At 73.7% G+C, this 16,905-nt stretch carries 12 protein-coding genes; 4 read left to right on the top strand and 8 right to left on the bottom strand.

Annotated features, from left to right (window positions below):
* Window positions 1–19: 19 nt before the first annotated feature.
* A complete protein-coding gene (locus AC0666_RS10810) occupies window positions 20–2,896 on the bottom strand; it encodes an nSTAND1 domain-containing NTPase (protein WP_468963662.1) in 2,877 nt (958 codons plus the stop codon).
* A gap of 207 nt (window positions 2,897–3,103) precedes the next feature.
* On the opposite strand from AC0666_RS10810, the gene AC0666_RS10805 reads away from it, so the two are divergent.
* Window positions 3,104–4,084, top strand: a complete 981-nt coding sequence (locus tag AC0666_RS10805) for a hypothetical protein (RefSeq protein ID WP_468963661.1) — start codon at window positions 3,104–3,106, stop codon at window positions 4,082–4,084.
* Window positions 4,077–4,490, top strand: a complete 414-nt coding sequence (locus tag AC0666_RS10800; protein ID WP_468963660.1) for a peptidase inhibitor family I36 protein — start codon at window positions 4,077–4,079, stop codon at window positions 4,488–4,490. Before AC0666_RS10805 ends, AC0666_RS10800 begins: the two co-directional genes overlap by 8 nt.
* A 33-nt stretch (window positions 4,491–4,523) precedes the next feature.
* Here AC0666_RS10800 and AC0666_RS10795 read toward each other — a convergent pair whose 3' ends face one another.
* Window positions 4,524–5,594, bottom strand: a complete 1,071-nt coding sequence (locus AC0666_RS10795) for a GNAT family N-acetyltransferase (protein ID WP_478707456.1) — start codon at window positions 5,592–5,594, stop codon at window positions 4,524–4,526.
* Window positions 5,595–5,730: 136 nt separating this feature from the next.
* On the opposite strand from AC0666_RS10795, the gene AC0666_RS10790 reads away from it, so the two are divergent.
* Complete coding sequence (locus AC0666_RS10790) at window positions 5,731–6,885, top strand: serine hydrolase domain-containing protein (RefSeq protein WP_468963658.1); 1,155 nt, start codon at window positions 5,731–5,733, stop codon at window positions 6,883–6,885.
* Window positions 6,886–6,912: 27 nt separating this feature from the next.
* Here AC0666_RS10790 and AC0666_RS10785 read toward each other — a convergent pair whose 3' ends face one another.
* Window positions 6,913–8,274: a M64 family metallopeptidase gene (locus AC0666_RS10785; protein ID WP_478707455.1), complete on the bottom strand. Its 1,362-nt coding sequence runs from the start codon at window positions 8,272–8,274 to the stop codon at window positions 6,913–6,915.
* 141 nt (window positions 8,275–8,415) lie between these two features.
* Between AC0666_RS10785 and AC0666_RS10780 the strand changes: the two genes are divergently transcribed.
* A complete protein-coding gene (locus AC0666_RS10780) occupies window positions 8,416–9,750 on the top strand; it encodes a tetratricopeptide repeat protein (RefSeq protein ID WP_361724816.1) in 1,335 nt (444 codons plus the stop codon).
* Window positions 9,751–9,793: 43 nt separating this feature from the next.
* On the opposite strand, the gene AC0666_RS10775 is transcribed toward AC0666_RS10780, so the two are convergent.
* The 5 genes from AC0666_RS10775 to AC0666_RS10755 form a co-directional block, all read right to left on the bottom strand.
* Entirely contained in the window at window positions 9,794–11,359 is a 1,566-nt protein-coding gene (locus tag AC0666_RS10775; RefSeq protein WP_478707454.1) for an MFS transporter, read from the bottom strand.
* Window positions 11,360–11,371: 12 nt separating this feature from the next.
* A complete protein-coding gene (locus AC0666_RS10770) occupies window positions 11,372–11,941 on the bottom strand; it encodes a TetR/AcrR family transcriptional regulator (RefSeq protein ID WP_478707453.1) in 570 nt (189 codons plus the stop codon).
* 172 nt (window positions 11,942–12,113) lie between these two features.
* Entirely contained in the window at window positions 12,114–12,356 is a 243-nt protein-coding gene (locus AC0666_RS10765; RefSeq protein WP_361724813.1) for a DUF6158 family protein, read from the bottom strand.
* A gap of 76 nt (window positions 12,357–12,432) precedes the next feature.
* Entirely contained in the window at window positions 12,433–13,347 is a 915-nt protein-coding gene (locus AC0666_RS10760; RefSeq protein ID WP_468963654.1) for a LysR family transcriptional regulator, read from the bottom strand.
* Between the two features lie 202 nt (window positions 13,348–13,549).
* Window positions 13,550–16,744, bottom strand: coding sequence for a TIM-barrel domain-containing protein (locus AC0666_RS10755; protein WP_468963653.1), 3,195 nt, complete (start codon window positions 16,742–16,744; stop codon window positions 13,550–13,552).
* Window positions 16,745–16,905: the final 161 nt, after the last annotated feature.

Raw genomic sequence — 16,905 nt, 5'->3', positions numbered from 1 at the left:
CGCACATCCGCTACGGAACCTAGCCTTCCAGACCGCTGCACGGCGGTGAATAGGCCACGTACGGCAGGTGGGTGGCCCACTGGGCGCGGGTGATGCGGGGTCCGGTGTGTGCGCAGGCGCCGCCGATGACCCGGGCCAGGTCGGTCCCGGCGAGGCGCAGGGAGGCGTCGAAACCGCCGGAGGCCAGCACGGCGCCGTCGGGACTGAAGGCGACCGAGCTCACCGCGGTGACGTTGCCGGTGAGCGTGACCGGCGGAGTCGGGTGCGCGGGCCGGTCCACGCTCCACACGCGGACCGTACGGTCGTCGCCGGCGCTGGCGAGGGTGCGCCCGTCGGGGCTGAACGCCACCGAGCCGACGACGTCGGTGTGGCCGAAGAGGGTGGCGAGCAGGACCGGGTGGCGCAGGTCGGTGAGGCTCCACAGCCGCACCGGCGTGTGCCCGCCGCCGGCGGAGGCGAGCGTACGGCCGTCGGGGCTGAAGGCCACGGAGAAGGCAGCGGTGTCGTGGCCCTCCAAGGCGGCCAGCGGCTCCGGACGGCGCGGGTCCGTGATGTCGGTCAGCCGCACGGCCCCGTCCTCACCGGCGCTGGCCACCGTACGGCCGTCGGGGGCGAAGGCCACCGCACGGACGGCGTCGCGGTGTCCGGTGACCCGCGTGAGCAGGGTGGCGGCGGCGGGGTCGGCGACGTCCCAGAGCCCGACGCTGCCGTCGCTGCCGGAGGTGGCGAGGGTGCGGCCGTCCGGGCTGTAGGCGAGGGAGCGTACGTCTCCTCCTTGCCCGGTGAGTGAGGCGAGCACGGCGGGCCCGGAGGGCGCCACCGTGTCCCACACCCGCACGCTCCCGTCGGCGGACCCGGTGGCCAGCAAGCGGCCGTCCGGACGGTAGGCCACGGCCCGGACGTCGTCCCCGTGACCGCTGAGGGTGGCTTCGGCGACGGGCCGGTCGGTGCCGTGCACCCGCCACAGCCGCGCGGTGTGGTCGCCGCTCGCGGTCGCCAGTTGGCGTCCGTCGGGGCGGTAGGCGACGGCGAGGACCTCCTTGGAGTGGGCGGGGAGGGAGGTCATCAGGGTGCTCAGCAGGGCGTCGCGCGTCTTGGCCGTCGGCGCGAGGCGGTAGGCGGTCAGGCCCAGCTGGACCGCGAGCCCCGGATCGGTGTTGGTGAGGTCCGTCGCGCTGTCGGCGAGGGTCTGGGCGACGGCGTCGTTGCGCTGGCGGGTGACCTCGCCCTCGGCCCGCAGGGCGTTGGCCGTGGCCACCGCCGCGACCACCACGAGCACGGCCAGCAGGGCGACGAGGGCGCGCAGGCGTCGGGCGCGCCGCCGGGCCGAGTTCCCGGCGGCGGCCTCGGCCGCGGTGCCGGCGTCCACGAAGTCCTGTTCCCCGGCGGTGAGTCCGATCCCGTGGCGGGTGACGAGGTCGCGGGCGAGGGCGAGCCGGGCTCCGCGGTAGAGGGCTCCCGGGTCCCGTCCGAGGGCCTCCCAGGCGCGGGCGGCGTCGGCGAGCTGGCGGTGCAGCCGCAACTGCTCGCGGTCGTCGGCCAGCCAGCCGCGCAGCCGGGGCCAGGCGCGGATGAGCGCCTCGTGGGTGAGTTCGACCCGCCCGTCGTCGAGGGTGAGCAGCCGCAGTGCGGCGGCCCGGGCCAGCACGGTGGCGGTGTCGGGGTCCTGGCCCAGTTCCCCGCGGGAGACGGGCCGTTTGGTGTCCTCGGTCCCCTCACCGAGGGCGATGAGGTGGACGAAGGTCCGCCGGGCCAGCTGCTGCTGGCGGCCGGTGAGGGAGGAGTAGAGGCTTTCCGCGGACTGGGCGAGGGCTCCCTCGAATCCGCCGGCGGCACGGAAGCCGTCCAGGGTCAGGGCGGCGCCGCGCCGCCTGCGCCAGGTCTCCAGCAGCGCGTGGGACAGCAGGGGCAGGACCCCGACCTGCCCGTGGGCGTGGGCGACGAGGGTGGCCTGAAGGGCTCCTTCCACGGTCAGGCCGGCCCGCCGGGCGGGTTCGACGACGGCGCGCCGCAGTTCGACGGCGCTCATCGGCCCGACGACGACCTGCGCATCGCGCAGGACGGCGACGAGGGGGGCGTGGCGCGTGCAGTGGGCGTAGAAGTCCGCGCGCACCCCGAGGACCACCCGGCAGCCGGATCCGGGCCGCTCCGCCTCCTCGACGAGGGCGGTGATGAAGCGGGCCCGCTCGTCGGCGTCGGTGCAGACGGTGAAGACCTCCTCGAACTGGTCGACGACGAGCACCAGTTCCCCCGCTCCGGATGCCGGCTCCGCCCCCTGGTGGGCGGCGAGTGCCTTCTCCAGGCGTTCCTGCGGGTGGGGACCGGGGGTGAGCACCTGCACGGTGCGGTGCGGTGCGTCGGCGGCCAGCCGCGGCAGCAGTCCGGCGTGCAGGAGGGAGGACTTGCCGGCTCCGGACGCGCCGACGAGGGCCACGGCCCGCTGTCGGGCCAGGGTGGCCAGGAGGTCCTCGACGAGGCGCTCGCGGCCGAAGAACAGGTCGGCGTCCTCGGTCCGGAAGGCCGCCAGACCGACGTACGGAACGCCGTCGGGGCCGGGCAGGTCCTCCGGGCAGGGGGGCTGCTCCTGCGCGCCCGGCTGCGCGTGCGGGGTGCCGGCTGACGGTGCGGCCCGCAGTTCGACGGCCACGGCATGCCAGCGCCGCTCCCACTCCTGCGGGTCGCCGCCGCAGGCGCGTACGTACGACAGCGTCACGTCCAGGCTGGGCAGCCGCCGCCCGGACGCGGCGCCGGACAGGGTGGCCACCGAGTAGTGGGCGCGGTGCGCCAGGTCCCGGTAGGGCGGGGATCCCGCCTCGTGGCGTAAGCGGCGCAGGGCCGCGGCGAACCGCAGCAGCGGTCCGTCGCCTTCCTCCAGCGGACGCTCCTTGCGGGCCATCCCGCCCCCTTTCCCCGCTCGGGCCTTCCCCGCTCGGGCTTCCCCACCTGGTCAGTTTTCCGCCCTCTGGGGTGGATTGTTCAGCAATTGTTTGTTCACTGCCACCGGCCCGGCGCCGAACAACGGACGGCCGCTAGACCTGGGTTCGCACACACCACGTGAGCCGGAACGAGAACGAGGACGAGAGGGAGAGGAGGGACTGCGCCGATGAGGCGTCACCGTGCAACCGCCGCGACCGCGGCCACCGCCGCGGCCACCGGCTTGGCCGCGGCCCTGCTGCTGGGCGGATGCGGAGCGGCCACGGGCGGCGGCCCGCCGCCGCGGCCGGCCTCGGCGGGACCGTCCGGCGAGCCGGGCCCGGAGGACTTGCGCGTGCTGGCACGGGCGGAGCAGGTCCTGATCAGCCGGTGCATGGGCGCGCGGGGTTTCCCGTACGAGGTCACGGAGGGCGCGGGGGCCTCCGGCGAGGCTGCGCGGTCGTTCCCGTACGGGTTGGACGACGTAGCGTGGGCCCGCGCCCACGGCTACGGGGGCCGGGAGGAGCGCCGGACGGCACAGGCGCGGCAGGCCGACCCGAACCAGCGGTACTTCCAGGGGTTGTCGCCGTCCGCACGGGCAGCCGCCCGTACCGCGCTGATGGGGTCCTCCCCCGTGGGGCTCTCGGTGAAGGCGCCCACCGGGATGACGATCACCGCTTCCACCGAGGGCTGTATCGCAGACGCCGAGCGCACCCTCTACGGGGACCTGAAGGGCTGGTTCCGCGTCAAGGTCGTCACCATGAACCTGCGTCCCGTCCGGGAGGCGCGCGTACGCGAGGACCAGCGGTACGCGGACGCGGTGCGGCAGTGGGCCGCGTGCATGCGGGCGGCGGGCCGCCCGTACGCCAACCCGGACGAGTCCCGGCAGGCGGCGGCCCGCTACGCCGAGAGCCTGCCGGCGCCCGAGGCGGACGCGGCCGAGACCGCACTCGCCGTCACCGAAGCGACCTGCGCGACCGCCACACCGCTGGCGCAGGTCTCCCGGGCCCTGGACCGCACCTACGGCGAACGGCTCCGCGCGGAGCACCGGGAGGAGATCGCCGAGAGGTGGAGGTTCCAGAACGCCGCGCTGCCGATGGCGCGGCGCATCGCACCACCGTCATCACCCGATTCGGGGAAGACCGAGACCTCTGGAGGGTCCCATGCGTAAGTTCCGCACCATGCTGCTGGCCGGCGCGCTCGCCCTGCCGCTGCTGACCGCCCCGGCCACCCTGACCGCGGCGAGCGCCGCCACGGCCGATGCCTCCGGCGTGGCCGCCGACGGCAACTACTGGGTGTGGGAGGACACCAACCGCGGCGGCCGCTCCTGTGGGTGGAGCGGCAACGACAACGACTGGCGCACCTGTGGCGCGGGCGGCAGCTTCAACATGAACGACCGGGCCTCGTCCTGGTGGAACAACGGCTACGCCGGTTCCTTCGGGGACGTGCGCGTGTACGAGAACATCAACTACGGCGGCGCCTCCACCTGCGCCCCCAACGGCGGCGCGGGCAACATCCCGTGGGAGTGGAACGACCGCATCTCCTCCCACAAGTGGGTCACCAACTGCGGCTACTGACCGCCGCTCCCCCGCCTCGGGCCCTCCCGGGCGTCACGCCCGGGGGGCCCGCAGGACGTAGCGGACGAGGCCGTCCGCGGCGCCGGTCCGTTCGAAGCCCACCCGGGCGAGGACCCCGTGGGAGGGCGCGTTGTCCTCGTCGACCGTGGCGTGCAGTGCGGTCAGGCCGGGCTGCGCGAACGCCCAGGCGACCAGGCCTGCCAGGGCATCGGTGACGAAGCCCGCGCCCCTGGCCGAGGGGACGAGGTCGTAGCCGACCTCCGCGTTCCCCTCGGCGTCCGGGGCACCGTGGAAGCCGATGCCGCCGATCGCGCGGTGGTCGTCCCTACGGACGATGGCGTACGGTCCCCAGCCCGGGCGGTACGCCCCGGCCTCGTACGCCGTGAACGCCATCCCCGCGGCGACCCGGGTGCCTTCGCCGGGGCCGTCCGCGGTCCAGGCGAAGCCGCCGGTCCCGCCGTCGCGCAGGTCTGCGGCGACGTCCGGGGAGAGCTCGCAGAGCACGACGCGGCCGGCCGGGACTGGTTCGCCGTACCAGCGCCAGACCCCCTGGGCGGGCAGCCCCGGGAGCTCGCCGCGGCCCGTCGCCCACAGGAGCGTCTGCCAGGGCCCCGCGATCCCGCGGGGCACCTGCGGGAAGAGCAGGTCGAGGACCTGGGCGCACAAGGACGCGTCGGGCTCCTGGTCTTGGACGCCGAGCCCGCCGAGGATGTCGTGGGTGTGGACCAGCATCTCCAGGACGCCCACCGCGGCGTACCCGTCCGGGCCGACGGTGCCGTAGGGATGCCAGGCGCGATCGCCCGGCCGGGCCGCGGCCACGGCGGCGGAGAGCAGGCCGGCGGTGGCCTCCAGCACCTCGATGAGACCCGCGGGGCCGGTGCCGGGGGCGGCCGTGACCTCGACGGGTACGAACGCACCGGCGGCCCGGGTGGTCAGCTGGGCGCCGTAGCGCGTGAACGCGCGCGCCATGTGGACGGCGGTGTGCTGACAGCTCCACTCCAGGCCGGCGGCCGGAACCGACCAGTCGAGGTGCGCAACGGAGCGCAGGACCCGGGCGCTGTAGGCGGTGGCGAGCTCTATGGACTGCGGTCCCATGATCGTCATGGGGAGACCCTAGGGTGGCGCGCGGGCGCGGGGCCATCGGTTTCCCCGCGCGTCCGACCGATGATTTCCCGGCGGCCGCGGGAGTCTGCATTCCAGGAGGCGGCCCGGTCGGCCGCACATCGGGAAAGGTGGAGTGATGAGCAGCAGCCTGCGCGACATCCTGGAGCCGTACGTGGACGGCGGAGCGCTGCCCGGGGCGGTGGGCCTGGTGGCCCGCGGCGACCGGGTGGAGGTCGAGGCGGTCGGATCGGCCGATCGCGAGGGCACGGCTCCGATGGTCGCGGATTCGATCTTCCGTATCGCCTCGCTCACCAAACCGGTCATCGCGGCGGCGGTGATGATGCTGGTCGAGGAGGGGCTGCTCGCCCTGGACGACGAGGTCGCGCCGTGGCTGCCGGAGCTGGCGTCGCCGGTCGTGGTGCGCACGCCCGCGAGCCCGGTCGACGACGTGCTGCCCGCGGTCCGCCCGATCACCGTGTACGACCTGCTGAGCTCATGCGCCGGGTACGGGTTCCCGGCCGACTTCTCGCTGCCCGCGGTCGGACTGCTGTTCAGCGAACTCCTCCAGGGGCCCCCGCAGCCACAGCGCGTCGTCGCACCTGACGGGTGGATGAAGAAGCTGTCGCAGATCCCGCTGCTGAACCAGCCGGGCGAGGCCTGGCTGTACAACACCACCTCCGACATCCAGGGCGTGCTGGTCGCCCGGGCCTCGGGGCAGTCCCTGCCCGCGTTCCTCGCCGAGCGGATCTTCGAGCCGCTCGGCATGCCGGACACGGGGTTCTCCGTACCGGCCGCCGATCTGGGCCGGTTCACCGGCTACTACCGCACCGGTGACGGCGGTCTGGAGCTGGTCGACGCCCCCGAAGGGCAGTGGAGCAGCGTCCCCGCCTTCCCCTCCGGGGCGGGCGGCCTGGTGTCGACCGCCGCGGACTGGCACGCCTTCGCCCGGATGCTCCTCGCCGAAGGCGCCGTCGACGGCGGCCGGGGCCGGCTGCTCTCCGCGGAGTCGGTCCGGCTGATGACCACCAACTGCCTGACGCCCGCTCAGATGGCGGCCGGGGAGCTGTTCCTGGAGGGGCAGGGGTGGGGCTTCGGCGGTTCGGTGGACGTCGCGCCCCGTGATCCGTGGAACGTGCCGGGGCGCTACGGCTGGATCGGCGGCACCGGGACGGCGGCCCACATCGTCCCCGCCACCGGCACCGTCTCCCTCCTGCTCACCCAAGTGGAGCTGGGCGGGCCGACCCCGCCGGACCTGATGCGCGCGTTCTGGCGGTATGCGGCCGGGGCCTGAGCCCGGCCGCGAACCGCCGCCCACCCGCTACAGGCGGACCTTCCAGTCGGCGGTCGCCCGCAGGGTGCGGGCGATCCGCGGGTCGCGGACGGAGGCCGTGCGGTCCTCGGCCGTGACCGACAGCTTGTGCGTGCGCAGGTCGAGCAGCCACAGCTCGGCCACGGCGACCTCGGTCCGGCCGGCGAAGCGTTTCAGCTCCCGGCCGTCGAGGTACCAGCGCACGTCCAGCTGCCGCCCGTCGGCCCCGGCCAGCCGGGGTACGGACACCTGCGCCGTGTGGCGCAGCCGCAGCGTCCGGTCGGTCGGAGTGAGCGGGCTGAGCGGCCGGGCGTGCTGGTAGAACCCGGCGATCATCGACTCGACGCCGGGCAGGTTGAAGGGCTTGCCGAGCACGCGCATGAGCGAGGCGTCGGTGGGCCGGTACAGGCCGGTGACGTAGTAGCCGCCGCCCTCGTACGCGCCGACGGTGCCGCCGTCGGGTGAGGTGGCGCCGAGCCAGCGGTACCACTTCGACCGCGCGTCGGCCATGCGGTCGGCGGTCAGGACGGAGCTGTTGGATTCGGCGGGCTCGGGGCCCTCGTACTTCTCGTAGCCGGGGGTGCCGGGGTAGAAGTACTCGTCGGCGAGCTTGCCGAGCGAGTGCCCCGTCTCGTGGATGGCGACCTGGCCGGACTTCGCGTTGCCCGCCGAGGCGGTCGAGATGCCCTCGTAGCCGAGGGTCGCGCTGGGCTCGTTGTAGCCGGCGCCGCCGTACTTGGCGCTGTTGGCGAGCACCAGGACGAGGTCGGCCGCGGGCGCCTTCGCCACGTACGCGTCCACCTTCGGCTGGTCGATGCAGAGCAGCCGCTCGATGTCCTCGCACCAGAAGTAGGAGCCGAGCGCGGTGTCGCGGACGGTGTCGGGGGTGGGGTCCCCGGAGACGCCGGACACGGCGGAGACGGCGTCGACCGTCCACACGTTGAACAGGTTCCGGTAGGTGGCGTACGGCTCGACCGCGGCCAGCTCCGCCCACTTGGCCTGCGCGTCGGCGTGGAAGCGGTCCAGTTCGGCGGCGGTGTACCCGTCGCCGACGACGACGATGTCGAGGCGGTCGGCGGTCGGGCCGTTGTCGACCAGCTTGCCGACCTTCCCGTCGGACGCCCGCTCCGCGCCGGACAGCCGGGGCGCGCTCCTCGCGCGTCCCGCGGCCGGTACGCGGGTGTGGCCGGATCCGGCGGCGGTGCCGTCCTGCGGCCCGGGTATCTCCACCTCGGCCGTCGCGGACGGGGACGCGGGAGCCGGCTGCGGCGCGGCGGCCGCGGGACCGGCCGGGCCGGCGACGAGCAGGACGGCGGTCGCGCAGGCAGCGGCGGCGGCTGCGCGCAGTGCCTGGCGCAGGGGTGAGTCCATGAAGTCCCCCTCCGGGGAAGGAAGTTAAGTGATCTGTTAACTCGGCTGAACTGGTTGCTTAAATTAGGTGCCGTGCAGGGCGTGCGCAATGGGCCGCCACCCCTGAATACTTGGGGAGTTCGAGCCAGTCAGGGGGTCTTCATGGACGAACCGGCCGTGATCGGTCGCAGAGTTGCCCGGATGCGGGCCGAACGCGGGCTGACGCAGCGGTCTTTGGCCGAGCCCGCGTACACGTCCGCGTACATCTCCACCCTGGAGTCGGGGAAGGTCCGGCCCTCCGAGACGGCTCTGCGCTTCCTCGCGGGCCGGCTCGGCACCTCGTACGAGGAACTGGCCACCGGGCGGCCCGCCCACCTGGCCACCGAACTGCGGCTCGGTCTCACCGACGCGCAGCAGACCCTGGCCACGGGTGACGCCGAGGAGGCCGCCGCCCGCTACCGGCCGCTCCTCGCGGAGGCCGAACGGCTCGGCCTGGACCCCGAACGGGCGGAGGCGCTGCTGGGGCTGGGCGAGTGCGCGCTGGAATCGGGCGAACTCGCCGAGGCCAAGAGCCGTTTCGAGGCCGCCGAGCGCCTGCTGGCGGCCGAGCCGCTGCCGCGCCGGGTCCGCCCGATCCGCGGCCGGGCCGTCGCGCACCTGCTCGCCGGGGAGCTCCGGTACGCCTGCTACCTGCTGGAATCGACCATCGACGAACTGAACGCGAGCGGGCTCGCGGACCCCGAGGCGCTGGTGCTGCTGTATGCGGCGGTGATCGGGCCGTACACGGACATGGGGGCCCATGCCCGGGCCGCGCACGCCGCCGAGATCGCCCTGTCACTGGCTCCGCGGGTCGAGGATCCGGCGCTGGTGGCGGGCATGCACCGGCAGGTGGCGCGGACCTTCCTGACCGCGGGCCGCCCGGCCGACGCGGACGCCTCCCTCGCGAAGGCGCAGGCGATCTACCGTCAGCTGCGCCTGCGCACCGATCTGGCGCACTGCCACTGGATGCGGGGGTACGTACAGGCACAGAACGGGGATCTCGCTGCGGCGGAGGCGGAGTTGCGCACGGCGCGGGACATGCTCGCGGCGCGGCGGGCCGCCCTCTACACCGCGCAGGTCGAGGTCGAACTCGCCGACGTGCTGCGCCGCCTCGGGCGGTGCGAGGAGGCGGCCGAGCTGCTGTCGGGGCTGCTGGAGCTGGGGGACAGCCACGGTGCGGTGCACGCGGGCGGCGCCCACCGGCTCCTCGGGCTGATGGCCGAGGAGCGCGGCGAGACCGAAGCCGCGGAGCAGCACTACGTGCAGGCGCTCACCCTGCTGGAGCGCAGCGGGGCGACGGGCGATCTCGCGGACCTGTGCCGGCTGCTGGGCGACCTGCTGCGCCGTACCGGACGGATCGAGGCCGCGCTGGACGCGTACCGGACGGGGCTGGGGCACCGGGCGGCTCCGGGTACGACCACGCTGGGCCCGGCGCCCGCCGCTCCCCCGAGGCGGTGAGCGCCGCGGAGGAGCGGTCCGGTCCGTGCGGGCCGCGACCCGGTCAGTGGTTCTCGGTGGGCCGCAGGTCGCGCGGGATCAGCGTCCAGGTCGTGGCCGCCGCGGCGATCGCGAGGGCTCCCGCGAGCAGGAACGCCGGGGTGATGGCGAGGGTGTAGGCCTGCGAGGCCGCCTCGATCAGGGTCCGGCCCGGTGCGCCGCCGAGCTGTTCGGCGAGGTGGGCGGCGGCGCCGACGGACTCGCGGGCCGCAGCGCCGGCGGAGCCGTCCAGGGGCAGGGCGGGCAGGTTGCCGCGGTACAGCGCGGCCGCGGTGCTGCCGAGGATCGCGACGCCCATGGCGGAGCCGAGCTCGTAGCAGGTCTCCTCGATGGCGGCGGCGCTGGAGATCTCGGCCGCGGGCGCGGCCGAGATCAGCGTGACCGAGGCGACGGTGGTCGCGATACCGGCGCCGAGGCCCATCACGGTCAGGGCCGCGGCGAACTCCGGGTAGCCGAGCGGGGAGTACTGCTGGAGGGTCCAGGGCAGGGCCATGCCCGCGGCGAGGAGCACCAGTCCGGCGCCGAGCACGTGGCGGATCGCGAAGCGCTGCATCAGTGCGGGCGCCACCATGGAGGCGCAGATGAGTGCGAGCGGTGCGGGCAGCAGACGCAGGCCCGCGGCGAGCGGCGGATAGCCCTGTCCGTACTGGAACCACTGCGTGACGAGGAAGAGGACCGCGCCCATCCCCACCATGGGCAGGAAGATGGCGGTGGCGGCGACGCCGAAGGCGGGCTCGGTGAACAGCCGCACCTGGAGCAGCGGGTTCGGCACGCGCAGCTGGCGGCGTACGAAGACGGTCAGCGCGAGGGCGGCTACCGCGAGCAGGGCCCAGGGAAGCGGGTCGCTGACGCCGGCCTGGCCGAGCTCCTTGATTCCGCCGGCGAGGGCGAGCATGCCGACGATCGACTGGCCGACGCCCCACCAGTCCCACGCGCCGGTGGCGTGCGGGGAGCGGGACTCGGGGAGGTAGCGCAGGCCGGCCGTGACGATCAGGGCGGCGACGGGGAGGTTCAGCAGGAACGCGGAGTGCCAGCCGTGGCTCTGGACGAGCAGGCCGCCGACGACCGGGCCGAAGGCCATGCCGCCGCCGAAAACGGCCGCCCAGACGGCGAGGGCGAAGGCGCGCTCCTTGGCGTCGGTGAAGACGCTGCGCAGGATCGACAGCGTGGCCGGCATGATCGCCGCGCCGCCGACGCCGAGCAGGGCGCGGGCGGCGATGACGTGCCAGGCCTCGGTGGACAGCACCGCGATCAGCGAGGCGAGACTGAAGATCCCGAAGCCCGTCATCAGCACGCGCTTGCGGCCCCAGCGGTCGCCGAGGGCCCCGGCGGTGACGAGCAGCCCGGACAGGGCGAGTGCGTAGACGTCGATGATCCACAGCTGTTGGACGGCGCCGGGCCGGAGGTCGCCGACGAGGGAGGGGAAGGCCACGTTGAGGATCGTGGTGTCCATGGAGATGAGCAGGAGGCTGCCGGAGAGGATCGTGAGGACGGTCCACCGGCGCGGGCCCGGCGCCGTGCGTATCGCCGTGGCGGCGTGGCTGCGTGCGGGGGCGGTGGCGGCGGGCATGGGGGTTTCCGTTCAGGGGAGGGTGGCGGGCCCGGATGCGGGTCGTGTGCCGCCGAGGAAGGACTGGAGGACCAGGCGGCCGATGTCGCGGGGCGCGAGGTGGCCGTCGCGTACGCCTTCGGCTGCGGCATCGAGCAGTCCCCACAGCGAGTACCAGATCCAGTACGGCGGCAGGTCGGTGCGCAGCCGCCCGAGCCGCTGGCCGAGGGCGATGAAGCCGAGTGCGCGCTGGTCCTGGCGGTCCACCCCGGCCCGGAACTCCGGGTCGGCGAGAACGGTGGCGTCCCGCGAGGTGAACCCGTAGAGGTGCGCGGCCGGCATCAGGTCGCGGACCAGCTGTTCCAGGGCCGCGTCGAACGCCGCACCGTCGGCGGTCTCCGGCAGGTCGACCGGGGTCAGGCAGGCGTCGACGACGTGGATCGCGCGGACGGCCACGGCTTTCAGCAGGGCCTCGCGGGTCGCGTAGCGCCGGCTCAGGGTGGCGCGGCTGGTCCCGATGCCGACGGCGATCTGCACCATCGAGGCGCTGTGATCGCCGGCGAGGATGCGCGCGGCACTGTCCAGCAGTTCTTCTTCCCGCATCACAATGAACCTCCTTCGCCTCAGATGATACAGATTTGTATCATCTGAGGCAAAGAAGGCTCATCTCACGGTCATGTCTCGCCGCTTTGTGTCACGGTCGTCCCTCGGCGAACGGGCCGGGAAGGAGCGGCCGGGCCCTCAGTCTTGCCGGGCCCCCAGTCTTGCCGGGCTCTCAGTCCTCGCCGGTGCGGGCACGGGCGCCCGAGCGGGTGCGCCCCGCCGTCTGGGCGCGCGCCGGGTGCCTGCGGACGTACTCGTGTTCCAGCTCGTTCATCCGCTGGGTATGGGTGACCAGCGCTTCGTCCGATCCGTGCAGCAGGGTCTCGTGGCGGGTGCGGTGGATGGCCTCCAGCTCCTTGAGCAGCCTGCCTTCCTCCAGGTCACGTGCCGACGGACCGCCCTCGTGCTGCGTCATGGCCGGTACACCTCCTCCTCCCCCTCGTTCGCCCTGGGGCCCGGTCACTCCATCATCCCCTTCCCCGGCCCTTTCGTCAGCGCTGCCGGGCGGCCGCGGCCCGGGCCGTGCAGGTTCGGGTCACCTCGTCGGCGAAGACGCGGGCCAGCGGGGCCAGTGCGGCCCAGCGGCGGACGGCCCAGCCGACCGCGAGGGGCGGCAGGGCGGGGATCGGGACGAGCCGCAGCGGGCCGTCGGAGCCGGGCACCCGCCAGCCGGGCAGGGCGGGGACCACGGCGTGGCCCAAGCCCAGTTCGGCCAGCAGGAGGGCGGTGTCCCAGTCGGCGACGCTGGTGTCGGAGCGCACCCGGACGCCCGCTTCCGCCAGGGCGGCGTCGAGGTGGGCGCGGGAGGCGGAGTTCTCCGGAAGCCGGATGTGCCGGATCCCGCGGAGATCGGCCGGCTCGATCCGGGACCGGGTGGCGAGGGGGTCCTCGGCGCCGACCGCCAGCACCCAGGGCAACTCCATCACGGGGCGCTGCTCGATGCCGCGGACCGGTCCGCCGATGGTGATCCAGGCCAGGTCCAGGTCGTCGGCGGCGAGGGCGTCGAAGCAGCTGCGGCTGGAGTTCTCCGTCTGGAACTCCAGGCTGACCCGGGGGTGGGTGCGGCGGAAGCCCACCACCGCCTCGGACATGAAGTGGCGCACGGTCGTGGCCCCGGTCGTGATGCGTACGGAGCCGCCGTCCCCGCGTACGAGGTCGTCCAGGCGGCGCAGCGCGCCGTCCAGGCCGGCGATGCCGTCGGCGGCGGCCGCCTGCAGAATGCGGCCCGCCTCGGTGGGGACCACGCCCCGGGCGTGGCGTTCGAGCAGGACCGCGCCGGTCTGCTTCTCCAGCCGCCGCACGTGCTGGCTGACGGCCGACTGGGTGCAGCCCGCGTCGCGGGCGACGGCGCTGAGGCTGCCCGCCCGGCAGACGGCCACGAAGACGCGGAGATCGTCGAGAGTCATGGGACCCAAGCTATCGCTTGGGAGTTGGTAGGGATCCGGTGGATTGACTTGGGTGTGGGGGTGGTCGATGATCTTCGCAGGGCCCAGGGCGGCAACCCGTCCCTGCCGTGCGCCACGGTCCGGAACACCTGTGCACGTCAGGACGGGTGCCGACCCGCTCAACCCGATCGGGGCAGGGCGCCGGGGACCCGGCGGCCCGGTCTCAGGGGGTGAAGGTCCAGCGTTGGGCCGGGCTGCTGTCGCAGGCGGCGCGGGTGAGCTTGGTGCCGTTGGCGGTGCCCGAGCCGACCGGGGCGAGGCATTGGCCGAGGGTACGGAGGCTGCCGTCGGGGCCCTGCCGCCAGATCTGCCCGGTGGCGCCGCCGCAGGTCTGGACGGTGATGCGGGAGGCGCTCGTACCGTCGAGGCAGACCCCGCCGAGGCCGGTGACGCGGCCGTCACCCTGGAGGGTCCAGCGCTGGTTCGGGCCGCCGTGGCAGGTGTACAGGGTGGGTTCGGTGCCGGGGGTGGTGGCGCTGTACGGAAGGTCGACGCATGTGGCGGAGGCCGCGTTGACGAGGCCGGCGTCGGCCGGGAGCGGGGCGGGCCGCCCGGTGAGGGTGATCTCGGCGGCGCTGCTCCAGGGGCCGCGGCCGCCGGCTTCGGTCAGGGCCTTCAGGCGGAGGTAGCGGCCCGTCTTCGCTGCCATGGGAACGGTTTTGGCGGCCGGGGTGTCGGCGAAGGTGCCGGTCGCCACCGGTGTGCCCCAGTCGGTGGTGGTGTCGGAGACGTAGACCTCGTAGCCGCCGATCCGGCCGTTGACCCCGCCGTCCTGACGGGGCAGGTAGCCGAGTCCGTCCACGGCGTAGCGGGCGCCGAGGTCGATCTGGATCTCGTGCGGGAGCGGGGCCGGGGTGGTGGAGGACCAGGCGGTGTGCCAATGGCTGGCCGGGTTGCCGTCGAAGGCGCCCACGGCGGCGCCGTTCTCCGCGGCGGTCTCCTGGCTGTCGGCGGAGACCAGGGACCAGCCCGCCCGGGAGATGGGGGCGGAGCCGGCCGGGACGGGGTCGGCGGCGGGGACGGAGGTGCCGGTGGCGGTGATGCTGAACGCCCCCGCCTTGCTCCCCGACTTGACCCACAGGATGCCGCCGCGGTCGGCGGCGTCGAAGAACCAGCCGGTGGCGGCCGCGTCGTAGGCGGCCTTGGAGGTCTGGCGGGTGAGGCCGCCGCCGTCCAGGGTGACGTCACTGGGCGCCGACGCGACGTGGAGTGTGAACTCGTAGCCGCGCGAGGCCGCTTTGCCGGTGTAGCTGCCGGTGGGGGCGCCGACGGCGACGGTGACGGTACCGGAGCCGGCGGCCGGGGCGGTGACGTCCACCTGCTGCCGGGCGTAGGCACCCGACTGGTAGGCGCGGGTGAGGCCGTCGTCCTCGTAGAGGCTGAAGGAGGAGGCGCCGCGGGGGTGGATGTCGTAGGTGAGGGTGGAGACGGGCTTCTCGCCCGTGTAGTTCATCTGCGGCCACATCGGCACGATCGCCCCTCCCTTGACGAACAGGGGCAGGGTGTCGAGCGGGGCCTGGTAGTTGTTCAGCCAGCCCGGACCGGCGTACGTCCTTCCGCTCCAGTAGTCCGTCCAGGTGCCGGCGGGCAGGTAGATGCCGTCGCGGACGGAGGTGTCGGAGACGACCGGCGCGACGAGGAAGGAGTCGCCGGCCAGGAACTGTCCGCTGGTGAGATTGCCGCGGGCCACCGGGTCGTCCGGGTACTCCAGGACCATCGCGCGGGTGCTCGGCACGCCGCTCTCGTGGGCGGTCCGGCTCATCGTGTACAGGTACGGCATGAGGCGCATCTTCAGCTGGAGGTACTTGCGGTTGATGGACAGGTACGGCTCGGCGAAGCGCCAGGGCTGCTTGTCCTGATAGCCCGCGGACGGGTTGGTCGCTCCCCAGCCGGACATGGTCATGAAGGCCGGGGTGAAGGCCTTCCACTGGAGGTCGCGGGTGTACGTCTTGGGGCTGCCGCCGAAGATGCCGTCGACGTCACCGGAGGCGTAGTTGAGGGCGGACAGGCCCGCGCCGGTGATCGCGGGGACGTGCCAGCGCATGTCGTCCCACGTGCCGTTGGTGTCGCCGGTCCAGACGACGGCGTTGCGCTGGGTGCCGGCCCAGCCGTCGACGGTCCACACGTAGCGGCGGGCGTCGGAGTTCTTCTCGATCCCGTCGACGGCCTGTTGCACGCCGGTGAAGGCGGTCTTGTAGCCGCCGCCGATCCAGGCCACGTCGGTCTTCACCCCGCGGGTGCCGGCGGTGCCCACTTCGGTGGCGATGTCGGTCAGGCCCGTCGAGGTCCACAGGCCCGTCTGGAAGCCCTTGGCCCGGAGGGCGTCGACCGTCGACTTCAGGGGGGCGGTGTAGCCGCAGCCGTAGCCGTCGTTGGGCAGGAACCAGCCCGAGGGCATGTCGGCGGCCCGGGCGTCGGCCGCGTAACCGGCCACGTCGGGGGTGGTCTGGTGGCGCAGCCGGTTGTGGTCGCCCTGGTAGTCGGGGTTGGAGGCGTTGAAACAGTCCGCGTTGCCCAGTTCCAGGCCCCACATGGGGGCCATGAAGGGTTTGCCGCTCACATCGGTGTAGGCGTCGAGGACGGATTTGAGGGAGTCGCCGGTGAAGTACCAGGCGTCGAAGCGCTTCTCGTCGTGGGTGAGGGTGGTGGGGGCGTTGAATCCGTACGAGCCGGGGGCCCAGGTGTTGCGCATGACGCCGTAGCCGTTGGTGGACATGTAGAAGGGGGCCGGACTGGCGTTGTCGTTCTCGCGCCACTTGTTGTCCACGGCCACGGGGACGGTCTTGCCCCGCAGGGCCCATTCACCCAGACGCAGGCCGGTTCCGTAGAACTGCTCGTCGGCGCCGCGGGCCAGGTACTGGGTGGTCCGGGTACCGGTCCAGGAGGTGGGCTGGGTCTCCTGCCAGACGAGGGTGGCGTTGTCGGCCCGGTAGACGGAGAACTGCAGGGGGGACTTGTTGACGCGGATGGAGAGGGCTCCGGTGGTGATGCGGTAGTACGCGCCCGCGTCGCTGAAGGCGGTGCTGACGGGGCCGAAGTCGGTGGTGGGGGCGAGGTCGCGGCCGGCCGGATCGTTGGTGAAGGCTCCGTCGGGCGAGAGCCAGAGCCGGAAGATGTCGGCGCGGGCGACGACGACGCGGGCCTTGGCGCCGCTGGACGCGGTGACGGTGAAGGTGTTTCCGGTCTGGGTGAAGCCGGTGACGTTGCCTGCGGTGGCGGGGGCGGGCGCCGCCGCGGCCGGGGAGGCCACCGGCCCGGCCGCGGCCAGCCCAGCCGCGGCGAGGGCGCCGGCGAGCAACGCGGCCAACGGGACGCGTCGGCGCCGGTGCGGGCTCCGGCGGATGCTGATCAGTCTCATGGGGCAGCTCCTCGTGCGGTCCGGATCGCGGACACACCGCTTTGGCATGCGCCTGGCAAGATAGCGGCCCATGGAGATCACTTGAAGAAAGATGCTCGAAGTCGTCTTCAAACAAGCAACTTTGAGCACGGGTCACCGGGCGCGGAAAGCCCGCCTCCGGA

The sequence above is a fragment of the Streptomyces sp. NPDC043680 genome (assembly GCF_056436685.1).
The sequence above is the reverse complement of the archived record's forward strand: the minus strand, read 5'-3'. Positions and strand labels throughout refer to the sequence as shown.